This is a genomic window from Marinobacter sp. VGCF2001 (assembly GCF_049943275.1).
Taxonomy (GTDB): Bacteria; Pseudomonadota; Gammaproteobacteria; order Pseudomonadales; family Oleiphilaceae; genus Marinobacter.
Window position 1 is genome coordinate 1 of the sequence record NZ_JBNFVX010000007.1, and the last position, 15,052, is coordinate 15,052.

The following is a 15,052-nucleotide window of genomic DNA, read 5'->3' on the forward strand; positions in this document are numbered from 1 at the left end:
TGGACGGCCCGAAACAAGCGCACATGGATGTGCTCGTAGCGTGTTTTGGGAGCCACAACCACCTGCAGGCTTGCACCGAAGACAAAGACAGCCGACCAAGGTTTAGTTTCGAATGGCAGGAGACTTCCGTATAATTGCGCCACTTTTCCAACGCAGTTAAACGAACCCTAACGCACCAGGAAGGATCGCAAATGCAATTCGACAACATCCCCGCTGGCAAGAACCCGCCGGAAGACATCTACGTTGCCATCGAAATCCCGGCCAACAGCTCTCCGGTCAAGTACGAACTGGACAAAGACATGGGCGCCCTGCTGGTCGACCGCTTCATGGCCACCCCCATGTTCTACCCGGCCAACTACGGCTTCATCCCGCACACCCTCGCAGACGACGGTGACCCGCTGGACGTTCTGGTCGTTACGCCTTATCCCATCCAGGCAGGCTCCGTCATTCGCTGCCGCCCGGTTGGCGTACTGAACATGGAAGACGAAGCCGGCGGAGACGCCAAACTGGTTGCGGTGCCCCACGACAAGCTGACCACCACCTACCACAACATCAGGGAAATCGAAGATCTGCCAGAACTGCTGCGCGACCAGATCCGGCACTTCTTCGAAAACTACAAAACACTTGAGCCCGGCAAATGGGTGAAAGTGCAGGGCTGGGACAACGCCGAAGCCGCCAAGAAAGCGATCCAGGACGCAATCAACGCCTACAAGGGTTAAGCGCGTTTCGCTCAGTAAAAAGGCCGGGCAGCCTGATGACTGCCCGGCCTTTTTTATGCCAGAACAACGGTCTCTGCCGGGAGATTACCCCCGTGACAGCAGATCCCGCATATCACTGATCGCGGCATTGGCCCGTGACAGATAGGCTGCCATGGTCAGCGAATGGTTGGCCAACAGGCCGAAACCACTGCCATTGAGAATCACCGGGCTCCACATGGACGCCTGGGCCCCCTCAAGCTCAATAATGATCTGCTTCACGCTTGCCATGGCATTCTTGTCCTGCAGTACCTTCCGGAAATCCACTTCCACGGCCCGGAAAATGTGCAGCAAGGCCCAGGCACTGCCGCGCGCCTCATAAAACACATCATCAATTTTGGTCCACGACGTCTTCACATCCTCGCCACCGGTTTCCTCAGCCAGCGGATCAGCCGGGTCCAGATTGGCAACGGCATCCGACACAGACGCCTTGCCCACGCTCTCGCTGAGCGTACGGGACAGGCTACCCAGGCGAGTCTCCAGATCTGCCAGCCAGTTGTTCAGGTTATCCGCCCGGGCAAAAAACTGGGCATCGGCCTGGCCGGGATCCGACAGCCGGTTAAGATAACGCTTGAGCGCATTAATGCCGCGCCGGTATTCGTTTTCGGTCGATGGAATGGCCCAGCTTCCGCTGTCAAAGTGGAACTGAGGTTCGGCGATGGTCAGGTCCGGGTCTTCCGCAGACTGGCTCTGAGAGCGACTGATGTCCTTGCGCATCGCCCGGGAAAGATCCCGAAGCTGAACCAGCGCCCCATATTCCCAGTTCGGCATATTGTCCAGCCACAAGCCGGGGGGGAAAATGTCGTTGGAAATGTAGCCACCGGGTTTGTCCAGCAGCGTTTCGGCAAGGCGAATCATGGTCGCGGTGGTGGCAAACCCGGCGACCGGCTCCCGGTCCATGGTGCTGGCCAGCGTCCGGGTATGCTCCCGCACCGAGAAGGTCTCCGGCTCGCTGCTCCAGTACGCACCGAGCACCAGCGCCACCAGGAGGTACACCACAAGCATGACCGCCACAAACTTGCCGATTACACCGCTACCACCGGTGTAATCCTGCACATCGTCTTTCTTGTCCCTGAAGTATTGTCTGATCTTGCCAGGCATAAGTCTCCTGATCTCCTGTTGATTACGTGTCCGCCGCAAAGGGTCTGCCCAGATGGTAGCCCATGGCGCCATCGATACCCAGCCTACAGAGTACCGAGTATTCCGCCGCGGTTTCTACTCCCGTGGCATAAACCTTTACCCCACGACTGTGGGCGATACCGATAACCGACTGCAGCCAGAAACGGTTTTCTTCGTGCCGGTCCAGATTATGGATGAAACTGTGATCAATCCGCATCGCCCGGAACGGCAGCCGCTTCAGATAACTGAAAGGCACCCCGCCCACGCCAAAACGGTCCACCAGTACCGGCACATTCAGACGTGACAACTCCCGCACCAGCGAGCCAACCGCTTTGCGATGATGCTGAATGGTCACTTCGGTGATGCCGACCCACAGGCGGCCTGCCGTCGCGCCGGCCCGGGTAAGCATGGCCAGCAGATCGGCCCTGAAATCGTCATCGGCAACTGAACTGGTGCCGAGAGAAACAGCCAGCCAGCGCTGCGGATGACGCCCAAGACAATCAAGCGCCTGCGCCACCAGCATCCGATCGATGTCCCTGATCAATCCCAGTCGCTCGGCCATCGGCACGAACACACCGGCTTTCAATGGCCCCTCGGGTGAGTCGATACGGGAAAACACCTGATAATGGACCAGTGTCTCATCGGCCCCCTGAACCATGGGTTGGAGCCAGAGCGACAAACGCTTTTCCCGGATAGCCTGGGACAGGATCTGTCTCCAGGTCTCCATATTGTGGTGGTGATCCACGCTGGAATCGAGTAACAGGCTGCAGGACTCCTCCCGTTGCTGTGCCGTCCGAAGCGCCTCATCGGCCGCTGCCAACAACCCCCTGACGCCCTCGCCCGGGGTGGCAACAGCCAGCCCGGCATGAACGTTGGCATCCATGGGCGCCGCCAGGCTGGCGTAGATAGCGCTTAAATCCTGTACCAGCTCCTCGGCCCAGATACGCGCATCCGCCGCTGACACGCCTGGCACAAAAACAGCAAATTCGGCACCGGTTCTGCGGCCTGCAAACGCCTCGGCATGGCGTGCAACAAAGCGGCCAAGAGCCGCCGCCATCCGGCGCAACAAGGCATCGCCCTCGTCCCGGCCATACCCCAGATTGTAATCCGCAAACCCGGCCAACTGGATCATGATCAGCACACCGGGGGCGGCCTTTTCTTCCGATTCCACCTCAACCTTAAGCCGCTGATCAAAGGCCGCGCGACTTGCCAATCCGGTGACCGGGTCCTCATTGTTTACCCGGCGTAAATGCTGGATTAATTTACCCTGCCCCTCGAATAACTGCCCCAGCGCCTGCGCCATCTGATTCATCGCGTCGGTCACCCGATTCAATTCCCGTGTGGAACGGGCACCCACCCGTGTGCGGAAATCCCGCTGGCCAATGGCCCGGGCCTGGGCTTCCACTTCTTTGAGGGGCTTCAAAGCCCGCCGAAGCAAGAGATACAGCCCCAGAAGTCCGGCAGCGGCGATCACGGTCGCTGACAGCAACAATCCCAGGGCAATCCGCCAGAGATCGTCGTAAGCGCGACCGGGGTGGCTCATCACCCGGACCTTGCCCAACCGACTCCAGCCCCGCACCACCTCCGCCTCGGCAACCGGCAGAGGTAAATGTGCAAAGGTTACAAACCAGTCGGGTGCGCGACTCGCCGACAGCGGCATACGCCTGCCGGCAATCACTTCGTTGTCATGATCCAGATATTCCACGGCCAGATACCGGCCGCTGTCGAATACTGCATCAATCAGGGATGCGGCGGCTACCGGGTCAGCGCCATCAATGGCATTGGACAAAGACAGCCCGGTCGCTGTTGCGCCGTCCCGGGCGTGGGCGGCCAGCTGGTCAATCACGTAGGCGCGAAAATAACCGTAACTGGTGATGAACGCGGCAGTCAGTGTCAGGGTCAGCAGCCCGCCCGCAAACAACAGCAGCAGCGCCTGCAGCGTGATTTCGCCTCGTTGCGCCTGATTCCGCGGACCGTTCAGCATCCCTGCCATCACCTCATCGTGTCGTTGAAGAGAAAAAGGTATCAAGTTACCTGTGACCCGGGCCGCAGAGTTGACAAACATTTACATACCACAACCTACGACCACAACATTAAACACTATAGACTCTACCCGAGGGTCGTATAGCCTCTGTATAACCGATAAGTGGCAAAATTTCGCGCAGACGGGTAACGCGATTGACAATGGAACAGACAGGCCAGAGCACCATGAACGACGACAGCCAGAAAGCAAAACTCAGGCAGCACTTCGCACGCCGTGTTACTACCCAGGCCCGGGTGGTACTGGATACCTGGCAGAAAATTCGCGACGACCACAGCCAGGCGTCAGCACACCGGGATGAACTGGCCGCCTCCGCCGACAAACTGATTCGTTATGCCCGGCGCTTCGAGATGGAAAGCCATGCCACCGCCGGCGAGCTTATCCTGGCTCTGGTGACCGACTGGCCACCGGGCACGCCACTGGACGAGGCGAAGACGGAGGCTCTGGAAGACGCTGCCGAACACCTTCGGCTGTCCACCCAGCGGCGCACCGACCAGGACACCTCCCACGCCCCCCAGCAATACCGTCGCACACCTGTCTACATCGCTCTGTCGAACGCGGAAATGGCGTCACGGCTAATCCGACAACTGGAATTCTTTGGATTCCGCGCGTCTACATTCAGCGCCCCGGCGGATCTGATTGAGGCCTGCGCCCTCAGCAAACCTGAAACCATACTGATGGATGTGAACTTCGGCGGCGGCGAAAATGCCGGCATTGCCAGTGTCGAACAGTTGCAGGAGCAACACGACACTCCGATTCCCATCATTTTTGTCAGCGATGAAGACGGCAGCATTGAAACCCGGTTGCGAGCCTCCCGCTGCGGCGGCGAAGAGTTCTTCTATCCGGCAGTCGACCCGGGGCAACTGATCGAAAAGATCGAAACCTACACCCATGGCAACACCATCGAGCCATATAAGGTCCTGGTGCTGGACGACTCTCGCGCCCAGGCCAAGTATATGGAGACGGTGCTGAAAAAGGCCGGCATGACCGCCCACATCATTACCGATCCCATGCAGATCATTCATGCCCTGGAGGAATTCTCGCCGGAGATCATCATCCTGGATATGTATATGCCCGGCTGCACCGGCATGGAGATCGCCCGGGTTATCCGGCAACAGGACCGTTTTCACAGCGTCCCCATCATCTATCTGTCGGCCGAGGAGGACGTCAGCAAGCAACTCCACGCCATGAGCCTGGGCGGCGACGATTTCCTGACCAAACCCATCGATCCCAAGCACTTGATCGCAACCCTGCACAACCGGGGGCGCCGGGCCCGTTCGCTGCTGGCACTGATGATCCGCGACAGTCTGACCGGGCTGTTCAATCATACCCATACGCTGCATCTGCTTGAGCAGGAAATCGCCCGTGCTCGCCAGAAAGATCAGCCCCTGTGCTTTGCCATGATCGACATCGACTTTTTCAAGAAGGTAAACGACACCTTCGGCCACCCCATCGGCGACCGGATTCTGCGCAGCCTGTCGATGTTCCTCAAGCAGCGGTTACGCAAAACCGACCACATCGGTCGTTACGGGGGCGAAGAGTTCGCCATCATCCTGCCCAACACCCGCCCCGGGGATGCCCGTAACGTACTCAACGAAATCCGCGAGCGCTTCTCGGAACTGACCCAGCAGGCCGGCGACCGGGAATTCAATGTTACCTTCAGCTGTGGCATTGCCAGCTGGCACGAGGAATCGGCCCAGTCGCTGTGCGAACGAGCCGATCGCGCGCTCTACACCTCAAAAGAGCAGGGCCGGAACTGCGTGACGCTGGCCGACGCCTGAACTTCCGGGCCGGGCAATCGCCCGGCCCATGAAACCAATGTCGAATACCGACATCGCCCGCCATCATCGACAATGATTGTCATCAACGAAATGTCATCGCGCGACAGCGGGTTGCTGTGTAACCTTTCTAAAGTAATGGACCAGAAACAGGATTGTTAAAAAGTGTTGATCTGCGGGTAACAAGTACGCACCATTGCGGTAACGTGCCGTTATCTTCGGCGATCCTGTTCAAAATTCATCAAGGCAGACAGAACCATGTCGACCCTACTTGTGCTCCATGGCCCCAACCTCAATATGCTCGGCACCCGCGAGCCGGAGGTCTATGGCCACGAGACACTGGCTGATATCGACGACCGCCTGCGCGGTCTGGCGGCAGAGCAAGGCCATCATTTGCTGCACCTGCAGTCGAACGCGGAATATGAATTGATAGAAAGAGTGCACGAAGCCAGGGCCGAAGGGGTGGATTTCATCATTATCAATCCGGCCGCCTTCACCCACACCAGCGTGGCCCTGCGGGACGCCATGCTGGCCTCGGGAATCCCCTTTATTGAAGTGCACCTTTCCAACGTGTATGCGCGGGAGTCTTTCCGGCATCACTCCTATTTTTCAGATATCGCCGAGGGCGTTATCTGCGGGCTGGGCAGCCAGGGCTACGATCTCGCCCTTCAGGCGGCCCTGCAACGAATTCACCGATAGCACTTAGATACGGGACTGGAACAGCTATGGATATCCGAAAAATCAAGAAACTCATCGAGCTCCTTGAGGAATCAGACGTCGAAGAACTGGAGATTCAAGAGGGAGACGATTCGGTTCGCATCTCCCGCCGCCGCGAACAGGCTCCGGGCGGACACTACGTCAGCCATTACGCTGCGCCAGCGCCACACGCGCCGGCCCCGGCACCTGCCGCTGAAACAGCACCGGCTCCGGAAGCTCCGGCCCCGGCGGCGCCCAAAGGGCACTCGGTCAAATCCCCCATGGTTGGCACGTTTTATCGGGCGCCGTCACCCACGGCCAGCTCCTTCGTTGAAGTGGGCCAGACCGTCAATGCCGGCGATGTCATCTGCATTGTCGAGGCCATGAAAATGATGAATCAGATCGAAGCCGACAAAGCGGGTACCGTAACCGAGATTCTGGTCGACAATGGCCAACCGGTTGAGTTTGACCAGCCTCTGATCGTCATTTCCTGAATTCGGTGATAGCAGACCATGGCCATGTTAGAAAAAGTTCTGATCGCAAATCGCGGTGAAATTGCCCTGCGCATTCTCCGTGCGTGCAAGGAGCTCGGCATCAAGACCGTTGCGGTACACTCCCAGGTAGACCGCGACCTGATGCACGTGCGCCTTGCCGATGAATCTGTCTGCATTGGCCCGAACAGCGCCACAGACAGCTACCTGAACATTCCCACCATCATCAGCGCAGCGGAAGTCACCGACTCGGTGGGCATTCACCCCGGCTACGGCTTTCTGGCTGAAAATGCGGATTTCGCCGAGCAGGTTGAAAAAAGCGGTTTCCGCTTTATCGGGCCCCGGGCAGAAACCATTCGCCTGATGGGCAACAAGGTCTCCGCCATTGAGGCCATGAAAAAGGCTGGCGTACCCACCGTACCCGGCTCCGACGGCCCGCTGACAGACGACGATGAGCGCACACTCAATCTGGCCCGGCAAATTGGCTACCCGGTGATGATCAAAGCCGCTTCCGGTGGTGGCGGGCGCGGTATGCAGGTGGTTCATTCTGAAGCTGCCCTGCTGAAAGCCGTACAGATTACCCAGACCGAAGCCAAAAACGCCTTCGGCGACCCCACCGTGTACCTGGAAAAGTTTCTGGAGACCCCGCGCCACGTGGAAGTTCAGGTGCTGGCCGATATGCACGGCAACGTGATCCATCTGGGCGACCGCGACTGTTCCATGCAGCGCCGCAACCAGAAGGTCATTGAGGAAGCGCCGGCGCCGAACATCAACCAGGAATCCCGGGCACGTACCCTCAAGGCCTGCGTGGACGCCTGCAGGGAAATCGGCTACGTGGGTGCCGGCACCTTCGAGTTCCTGTACCAGGACGGCGAATTCTATTTCATTGAGATGAACACCCGGGTTCAGGTTGAGCACCCGGTGTCCGAGATGGTTACCGGTGTCGACATTGTGCGTGAGCAACTGCGCATTGCCAGCGGCCTGCCGCTGCAATACAGCCAGGACGAGATTCATATCTCCGGCCACGCCATCGAGTGCCGGATCAACGCCGAAGACCCGAAAACCTTCGTACCCAGCCCCGGCACGGTGAGCCACTTCCACGCACCGGGCGGCAACGGTATCCGGGTAGACTCCCACCTGTACAGCGGCTATGCGGTTCCGCCGTACTACGATTCCCTGGTGGCCAAACTGATCACCTGGGGTGACGATCGGGAGATTGCGCGCCGGCGCATGAAGAACGCACTCGACGAAATGCTGGTCGAAGGCATCAAGACCAATCAACCTCTGCATCGAAAACTGGTACGCGATGGTGGCTTTAAACAGGTAGACTTCACCATCCACTACCTTGAGAAACTGATGCGGGATTAATCATGCCCTGGATACAACTCCAGATTCCAGCTGATCCGGACACTGCGGATCAGCTGGAGGATCTGTTAATGGAAATGGGCGCAGACGCCGTTTCCATGGAAGACGCAGCCGACCAGCCCTTGTACGAGCCCGACCCGGGCACCACCCCACTCTGGAGCCAGACCACGGTAACCGGCCTGTTCCAGTCCGATCGCGATACCGAACAGCTGCTGGCCGACATACAAGATGTCTGGCATCAGCAAACCCAGCAAACACTGGCCGACATCGACGTGACCCTGGTTGAGGATAAAGACTGGGAGCGCGCCTGGATGGACGACTTCCATCCGCTTCAGTTTGGCGAACGCCTCTGGATTGTGCCCAGCTGGCACGAAGCACCTGACCCGGACGCGGCGAATCTGTTGCTGGACCCGGGGCTGGCTTTTGGCACGGGCACCCATCCCACGACCGCTCTTTGCCTTGAATGGCTGGATGGCCAGGATGTGCTGGGCAAACAGGTAACCGACTACGGCTGTGGCTCGGGCATTCTGGGCCTGGCCGCCCTGCTGCTGGGCGCAGACCATGTGATCGGAGTCGATACTGACCCCCAGGCCCTTGAGGCCAGCCGCGAAAATGCCCGCCGCAACGGCGTGGACGATGGCCGGCTGGATCTGTACCTGCCCGGCGCCGATCCCGACACCCGAGCCGACATAATGCTTGCCAACATTCTGGCCGGGCCACTGATCGGGCTGGCACCGAGACTCGCTGAACTGACCAAACCCGGCGGCGACATTGTTTTGTCCGGCATCCTGTTCAACCAGGCCCGGGAAGTGATGGATGCCTACGAGCCCTGGTTCTTCATGGACGAACCGGAACAAAAAGAAGACTGGATACGCCTCACAGGACGGCGCAAGGACGGATGACGGCACCGGCGTTTATGTCTAAACTGCCTCCATCTTAGTGATCGACCCGAGATCGAGCTTTCAGGAACGAAGCATGACCCAGAGCAGCCTGCAAACCCTGTGCCCAAATTGCGAAACCCGGTTTCGGGTTACCGATGAACAGCTGAGTATCGCCAAGGGCAAGGTTCGCTGCGGGAACTGCATGAAAGTCTTCAATGCGGTTGAGCACAAAGTCTCGTCCGGGGTGCCTAAAACCGAGGCCGGTCCGGCATCCCCCAGCCCCTCAGAAACACCATCGGCAGAGCCGGTCAGCGAGCAGGACGACGATCAGTGGATTTTCGCCGACAACCCCGAGGAAGATGCTACCGAAGGGCGCTACACCGGCACCAAGCTCACCTTCTCGGAAGACGAGCTCAGCGACAGCTTCCGGAACGTGGATGAGCCGGAGGATTCCGGCTACCACGATGATGAGCTGACGTCTGAACATGAGAATGTCGATGAAAGCTGGGCCGAAGCCATGCTTCACGATGACCGGCCACCAGCACCGCCCACCGAACCCCCGTCGCCGCACCCGGAACCGGCAGAAGCTACCGAGACAGAATCCTTTTCCGCCACGGAACCTGCGACCGGGCAAAACCGGGAAACCGAAGGGCAAGAGGCCATGGGCAGCGACAGGCAGCCACCGCCGCAAGGCCCCGAGCTGGCCAACCTGAACCCGGCCGACGACGACCGTGTGGGCGACCCGATGACCTTCCGCGCGCACAAACCGACCGATCCAGACACACTCTACCGAGACCTCAGGCGCGATCCGGTATCGGTGGGAGGCCGCGGCAATCGCCTCAGAACCGCACTCTGGACGCTGGTGGTGCTGGCCTTACTGGGCGTACTGGTTGCCCAGGTTACCTGGTATCAGTTCGACCGACTCTCCGCCATCCCTCAGCTGCGCCCCTTCTATGAAAAAGGCTGTGAGATTGCCGGCTGCGAACTCAAGCCTCTGGTCAATGTAGAGGCCATCGAGAGCCGCAAGCTGGTGGTGCGGACAGACCCCGAAAATCGTACCCAACTGGTCGTCGATGCGGTTATCCTCAACCGGGCCGGTTTTGAACAACCGTTTCCGGCCATCGCCCTGACCTTCTCCAACCTGAACGGCGACGTTGTCGCTCAGAGCACGTTCACACCCGAAGAATACCTGGCAGGCGAAGGAACAGCACTGACCAGTATGCCGGTGGAGACCCCGGTCCGGATCGCCATCCGCATAAGAGACCCGGGGCGCGATGCCGTCAATTACAACCTGAGTTTCCGCCCCTCGCCCCAGTGAGGGTGATCAGTACAGCGGCCGACAGTTGACAGCGCAAAAGTCAACCAGAAAGCACGAAAAATAATCAACTTTTTAAGCTCTTCGCCCCTTCAATCGGCTTGCCCCCGGCGGTATCATTACCGCCCTTCGGAGACCGGAGCGGTCAGATTTTGCACAACCGCTCCAGACCGAATCTTGCTAAACCCGCTGTGAGACGGACTCAGATCATGCTGCCAACGGCAAAAATCGGGCCGTACACCCTGCCCAACCCGCTGATTGTTGCACCCATGGCCGGTGTAACCGATCGCCCTTTCCGGCTGTTATGTCGGCGCATGGGGGCCGGGCTGGCGGTATCGGAAATGGTCATAGCGGACAGCAAGCTCTGGCATACGCGCAAATCCCGGACTCGCCTGAACCACGAAGGCGAACCGGAGCCCAGATCGGTCCAGATCGCCGGCGGCGACCCCGAGATGCTGGCCGATGCCGCCCGGCAAAACGCTGAATTCGGTGCCCAGATCATCGACATCAATATGGGCTGCCCTGCCAAGAAAGTCTGCAACAAGGCCGCCGGTTCGGCCCTGATGAAAGACGAGACACTGGTACGGGAAATCCTGGAAGCCGTGGTAAAGGCGGTTGATGTCCCGGTCACTCTGAAAATGCGAACCGGCTGGGACAGAGACAACCGCAATGCTCCGGTGATTGCAAGAATGGCCGAGGACGCAGGCATTCAGGCCCTGGCCGTCCATGGCCGTACCCGCGCAGACAAATACAGCGGTGACGCGGAGTACGACACGATTGCAGAAGTTAAGGCCAGTGTTGGCATACCGGTGTTCGCGAATGGAGACATCACCACGCCGGAGAAAGCCCGGCAGGTGCTCACCCATACTGGCGCCGACGGCCTGTTGATCGGTCGCGGTGCCCAGGGCCGGCCATGGATTTTCCGGGAAATGCTCCATTACCTGGAAACCGGAGAACACCTGCCGGCCCCCGCCATGGACGAGGTGGAAAACATTCTGGCCGGGCACCTGGACGAACTGCACCGGTTCTACGGCGAACTGATGGGCGTGCGTATCGCCAGAAAACACGTGGGCTGGTATCTGCAGTCCCATGACGACAGCACACAGTTCCGCAAGCGCTTCAACGCCATCGAAGATGCGCTGGAGCAAAAAGACAGCATCGCACAGTATTTTGCAGGCTTACGAAATGGAGAGGTATTCGCAGCATGACCGCTGAGACTTTGGCAAATCAACCCATTAGCACCCCGGCCAACGATGATCTGCATCAGTTGCACACGGTAAACAACAGCGGCACCAGCGTCACCCTGCGTGACAGTGTGGAAGTGGCCCTGAAGAACTACTTTGAGCAACTTGATGGCGCGCCGGTTACCGACGTGTACCAACTGGTACTGTCAGAGGTGGAAGCCCCGCTGCTGGAGCAGGTGATGAAGTACACCCGCAACAACCAGACCAAGGCTTCAACCATGCTCGGGCTCAATCGCGGCACACTGCGCAAGAAACTGAAGCAATACGGTCTGCTATAATCTGACCGAACCTGACAAGGGCCTCCCGGATGCGTTCGCGAGGCCCTTGTTATTTGCACCCAGGCTTACAATCCGGCTTATCTGACCAGCGAAGAAAGTGACCCATGGCAAACCAGTCAAACACCCCCGTCCGTCGCGCCCTGATCAGCGTGAGTGATAAAACCGGCATCGTCGACTTCGGCCGTGCCCTCACCGAACGCGGCATCGAGCTGCTTTCGACCGGCGGAACCTTCCGCCTGCTCAAGGAAAACAACGTACCGGTCACCGAGGTGTCCGATTACACCGGCTTCCCGGAAATGATGGACGGCCGGGTCAAGACCCTGCACCCGAAAATTCACGGTGGTGTTCTCGGTCGCCGCGGCACCGATGATGCCATCATGGCCGAGCACGGTATCAATCCGATCGACATGGTGGTGGTCAACCTGTACCCGTTTGAAGACACCGTGGCCAAACCGGACTGCGATCTGGCTACCGCCATCGAGAATATCGACATTGGCGGCCCCACCATGGTCCGCGCCGCGGCCAAGAACCACAACGATGTGGCCATTGTGGTCAATGCCTCCGATTACGGTCGGGTCCTGAAAGAGCTGGCGGACAACGACGGCGAGCTGACTTACAACACCCGCTTTGACCTGGCCGTCAAAGCCTTTGAGCACACCGCAGGTTACGACGGCGCCATCGCCAACTACCTGGGCGGCCGCACCCCGGATAACGACAACGCCGACTTCCCGCGCACCTTCAACGCCCAGTTCGTGAAGGTTCAGGATATGCGCTACGGCGAAAACCCGCACCAGCGTGCTGCCTTCTACGCCGAGCGCCACCCGAAAGAAGCGTGCGTGGCCACCGCCGAGCAGCTGCAGGGCAAGGAACTGAGCTACAACAACGTGGCCGACACCGACGCCGCGCTGGAATGCGTGAAGCCGTTTGCCGATCCGGCCTGTGTCATCGTCAAGCACGCCAACCCCTGTGGCGTGGCCATCGGTGCCGACATCCTGCAGGCCTACGATCTGGCCTTTGCCACCGATCCGACCTCCGCGTTCGGCGGCATCATCGCCTTTAACCGGGAGCTGGATGCAACCACCGCCAAAGCCATCGTTGACCGTCAGTTCGTGGAAGTGATCATTGCCCCGAGCGTAGCGCCGGAAGCGATCGGTATTGTTGCCGCCAAGAAGAACGTGCGCCTGCTGGCCTGCGGCGAGTTCCACGGCGAACGCGCCCAGACCATGGACTACAAGCGAGTGACCGGCGGCCTGCTGGTGCAGGATCGTGATCTGGGCATGGTGGCCATGGAAGACGTAAAGGTGGTCACCAACCGCCAGCCCACCGAACAGGAACTGAACGACCTGCTGTTCGCCTGGGAAGTCGCCAAGTACGTGAAATCCAATGCCATTGTCTACGCCAAGGCAGGGCGCACCATTGGCGTGGGCGCCGGCCAGATGAGCCGGGTGTACAGCGCAAAAATTGCGGGCATCAAAGCCGCCGACGAGAACCTGGAGGTGAAAGGCTCGGTCATGGCTTCGGATGCTTTCTTCCCGTTCCGCGATGGTATCGACGCGGCCGCGGAAGCCGGCATCACTGCCGTTATCCAGCCCGGCGGCTCCATGCGTGATCAGGAAACAATTGATGCGGCCAACGAGCACGGCATTGCCATGGTCTTCACTGGCATGCGCCATTTCCGTCACTGATTGGGGAATTCAGGAGTAACACATGAACATTCTGGTTATTGGTAATGGCGGGCGTGAACACGCTCTGGCCTGGAAGGCCGCCCAATCGCCCCAGGCCGACACCGTTTTCGTGGCACCGGGTAACGCCGGCACCGCCCGGGAACCGAACCTGGAAAACGTCGATCTGGACGTGATGGACCTGGACGGCCTGGCCGATTTTGCCGAGCAGAACAACGTCGGGCTGACCATCGTTGGCCCGGAAGCCCCGCTGGTGGCCGGCGTGGTAGACAAATTTGAAGCCCGCGGCCTGCGTATTTTTGGCCCGAGCGCCGGCGCTGCCCAACTGGAAGGCTCCAAAGCCTTCACCAAGGATTTTCTGGCCCGCCAGAAGATTCCCACCGCCGACTACGCCAACTTCACGGATGTCGACGAGGCCCTCGCCTACGTGCGTGAAAAAGGCGCACCAATCGTGGTCAAGGCCGACGGTCTGGCGGCCGGTAAAGGCGTGATCGTGGCCATGACTCTGGCGGAAGCCGAGGATGCCATCCGCGATATGCTGGCCGGCAACGCGTTTGGCGATGCCGGTAGCCGGGTGGTTATTGAAGAGTTCCTGGACGGCGAGGAAGCTTCCTTTATTGTCATGGTGGATGGCAAGAACGTACTGGCTATGGCCACCTCCCAGGATCACAAGCGCGTGGGCGACGGCGACACCGGCCCCAATACCGGCGGCATGGGTGCCTATTCACCCGCGCCGGTGGTCACCGCGGAAGTGCACCAGCGCATCATGGACGAGGTGATCTACCCCACGGTTAACGGCATGGCCGCCGAAGGTCATGCCTATAAGGGTTTCCTGTACGCCGGTCTGATGATTGATACCCAGGGCGCGCCGAAAGTGATCGAGTTCAACTGCCGCTTTGGCGACCCGGAAACCCAACCGATCATGCTGCGCATGAAGTCCGACCTGGTGGAACTGTGCCAGGCGGCCGTCGACGGCGAACTGGACCGGTGCGATTCCGAATGGGACGATCGTGCCTCTGTCGGCATTGTTCTGGCAGCCGGTGGCTATCCTGGCAATTACGATAAGGGCGATGTCATTTCCGGCCTGCCGGAGAGCGAGACCGGGGGTGAAAAAGTATTTCATGCCGGTACCAAACTCAATGGCGAGGATGTGGTAACCGCAGGTGGTCGAGTACTTTGCGCCACGGCCCTGGGACACACCGTCACCGAGGCCCAGCAACGGGCTTACCAGCTGGCGCAACGCATCAGCTGGAAGGGCGTATTCTGCCGCAGCGACATTGCCTACCGCGCCATTGCGCGTGAGCAGGGGTAAGGCCCGGCTTCCGCACAAAACTCCGTCAGCCCGGTCAATGACCGGGCTTTTTTTTGGGGTACTGTTAAGCTCTGATCCTGACTACAACGAAAAGG

General features: G+C 59.5%; 13 protein-coding genes. 11 read left to right on the plus strand and 2 right to left on the minus strand.

The annotated features are described in order from the left end of the window. The first annotated feature begins 191 nt into the window (after window positions 1-191). Window positions 192-719, plus strand: a complete 528-nt coding sequence (gene ppa, locus ACP2AU_RS08865) for an inorganic diphosphatase (protein ID WP_426375764.1) — start codon at window positions 192-194, stop codon at window positions 717-719. Between the two features lie 84 nt (window positions 720-803). On the opposite strand, the gene ACP2AU_RS08870 is transcribed toward ppa, so the two are convergent. Together ACP2AU_RS08870 and ACP2AU_RS08875 are read right to left on the minus strand one after the other, a co-directional pair. Continuing rightward, window positions 804-1,856, minus strand: a complete 1,053-nt coding sequence (locus ACP2AU_RS08870) for a DUF2333 family protein (protein ID WP_426375765.1) — start codon at window positions 1,854-1,856, stop codon at window positions 804-806. Window positions 1,857-1,878: 22 nt separating this feature from the next. Next, on the minus strand, window positions 1,879-3,867 hold the full coding sequence (locus ACP2AU_RS08875; protein ID WP_426375766.1) for a bifunctional diguanylate cyclase/phosphodiesterase: 1,989 nt from the start codon (window positions 3,865-3,867) through the stop codon (window positions 1,879-1,881). 215 nt (window positions 3,868-4,082) lie between these two features. Between ACP2AU_RS08875 and ACP2AU_RS08880 the strand changes: the two genes are divergently transcribed. The 10 genes from ACP2AU_RS08880 (at window position 4,083) to purD (ending at window position 14,957) form a co-directional block, all read left to right on the plus strand. After that, on the plus strand, window positions 4,083-5,696 hold the full coding sequence (locus tag ACP2AU_RS08880; RefSeq protein ID WP_426375891.1) for a diguanylate cyclase: 1,614 nt from the start codon (window positions 4,083-4,085) through the stop codon (window positions 5,694-5,696). Window positions 5,697-5,951: 255 nt separating this feature from the next. Continuing rightward, window positions 5,952-6,392, plus strand: a complete 441-nt coding sequence (aroQ, locus tag ACP2AU_RS08885; protein ID WP_426375767.1) for a type II 3-dehydroquinate dehydratase — start codon at window positions 5,952-5,954, stop codon at window positions 6,390-6,392. Between the two features lie 26 nt (window positions 6,393-6,418). After that, window positions 6,419-6,883: an acetyl-CoA carboxylase biotin carboxyl carrier protein gene (gene accB, locus ACP2AU_RS08890; protein WP_426375768.1), complete on the plus strand. Its 465-nt coding sequence runs from the start codon at window positions 6,419-6,421 to the stop codon at window positions 6,881-6,883. Window positions 6,884-6,901: 18 nt separating this feature from the next. Further along, the gene (gene accC / locus ACP2AU_RS08895) at window positions 6,902-8,248 is read left to right on the plus strand and encodes an acetyl-CoA carboxylase biotin carboxylase subunit (protein ID WP_426375769.1); all 1,347 of its coding nucleotides are present in this window, start codon (window positions 6,902-6,904) and stop codon (window positions 8,246-8,248) included. A 2-nt stretch (window positions 8,249-8,250) separates the two neighbouring features. Then, window positions 8,251-9,147, plus strand: a complete 897-nt coding sequence (prmA, locus tag ACP2AU_RS08900) for a 50S ribosomal protein L11 methyltransferase (RefSeq protein ID WP_426375771.1) — start codon at window positions 8,251-8,253, stop codon at window positions 9,145-9,147. Between the two features lie 73 nt (window positions 9,148-9,220). After that, complete coding sequence (locus tag ACP2AU_RS08905) at window positions 9,221-10,444, plus strand: DUF3426 domain-containing protein (protein WP_426375772.1); 1,224 nt, start codon at window positions 9,221-9,223, stop codon at window positions 10,442-10,444. 206 nt (window positions 10,445-10,650) lie between these two features. Further along, window positions 10,651-11,649, plus strand: a complete 999-nt coding sequence (dusB, locus tag ACP2AU_RS08910) for a tRNA dihydrouridine synthase DusB (protein WP_426375773.1) — start codon at window positions 10,651-10,653, stop codon at window positions 11,647-11,649. Further along, entirely contained in the window at window positions 11,646-11,963 is a 318-nt protein-coding gene (gene fis / locus ACP2AU_RS08915) for a DNA-binding transcriptional regulator Fis (protein WP_426375774.1), read from the plus strand. The genes dusB and fis overlap by 4 nt, the downstream gene beginning before the upstream one ends. A gap of 104 nt (window positions 11,964-12,067) precedes the next feature. After that, window positions 12,068-13,648 (plus strand): bifunctional phosphoribosylaminoimidazolecarboxamide formyltransferase/IMP cyclohydrolase, encoded by a 1,581-nt coding sequence (gene purH / locus ACP2AU_RS08920; RefSeq protein WP_426375775.1) that lies wholly within the window; start codon window positions 12,068-12,070, stop codon window positions 13,646-13,648. Between the two features lie 22 nt (window positions 13,649-13,670). Next, a complete protein-coding gene (purD, locus tag ACP2AU_RS08925) occupies window positions 13,671-14,957 on the plus strand; it encodes a phosphoribosylamine--glycine ligase (protein ID WP_426375776.1) in 1,287 nt (428 codons plus the stop codon). The last annotated feature ends 95 nt before the right edge of the window (window positions 14,958-15,052 follow it).

Coding starts and splice junctions, on each gene's coding strand:
- purD (WP_426375776.1), top strand. CDS start 13,671: ATGAACATTCTGGTTATTGGTAATGGCGGGCGTGAACACGCTCTGGCC.
- accC (WP_426375769.1), top strand. CDS start 6,902: ATGGCCATGTTAGAAAAAGTTCTGATCGCAAATCGCGGTGAAATTGCC.
- prmA (WP_426375771.1), top strand. CDS start 8,251: ATGCCCTGGATACAACTCCAGATTCCAGCTGATCCGGACACTGCGGAT.
- aroQ (WP_426375767.1), top strand. CDS start 5,952: ATGTCGACCCTACTTGTGCTCCATGGCCCCAACCTCAATATGCTCGGC.
- fis (WP_426375774.1), top strand. CDS start 11,646: ATGACCGCTGAGACTTTGGCAAATCAACCCATTAGCACCCCGGCCAAC.
- dusB (WP_426375773.1), top strand. CDS start 10,651: ATGCTGCCAACGGCAAAAATCGGGCCGTACACCCTGCCCAACCCGCTG.
- ACP2AU_RS08875 (WP_426375766.1), bottom strand. CDS start 3,867: ATGGCAGGGATGCTGAACGGTCCGCGGAATCAGGCGCAACGAGGCGAA.
- ACP2AU_RS08870 (WP_426375765.1), bottom strand. CDS start 1,856: ATGCCTGGCAAGATCAGACAATACTTCAGGGACAAGAAAGACGATGTG.
- accB (WP_426375768.1), top strand. CDS start 6,419: ATGGATATCCGAAAAATCAAGAAACTCATCGAGCTCCTTGAGGAATCA.
- purH (WP_426375775.1), top strand. CDS start 12,068: ATGGCAAACCAGTCAAACACCCCCGTCCGTCGCGCCCTGATCAGCGTG.
- ACP2AU_RS08905 (WP_426375772.1), top strand. CDS start 9,221: ATGACCCAGAGCAGCCTGCAAACCCTGTGCCCAAATTGCGAAACCCGG.
- ppa (WP_426375764.1), top strand. CDS start 192: ATGCAATTCGACAACATCCCCGCTGGCAAGAACCCGCCGGAAGACATC.
- ACP2AU_RS08880 (WP_426375891.1), top strand. CDS start 4,083: ATGAACGACGACAGCCAGAAAGCAAAACTCAGGCAGCACTTCGCACGC.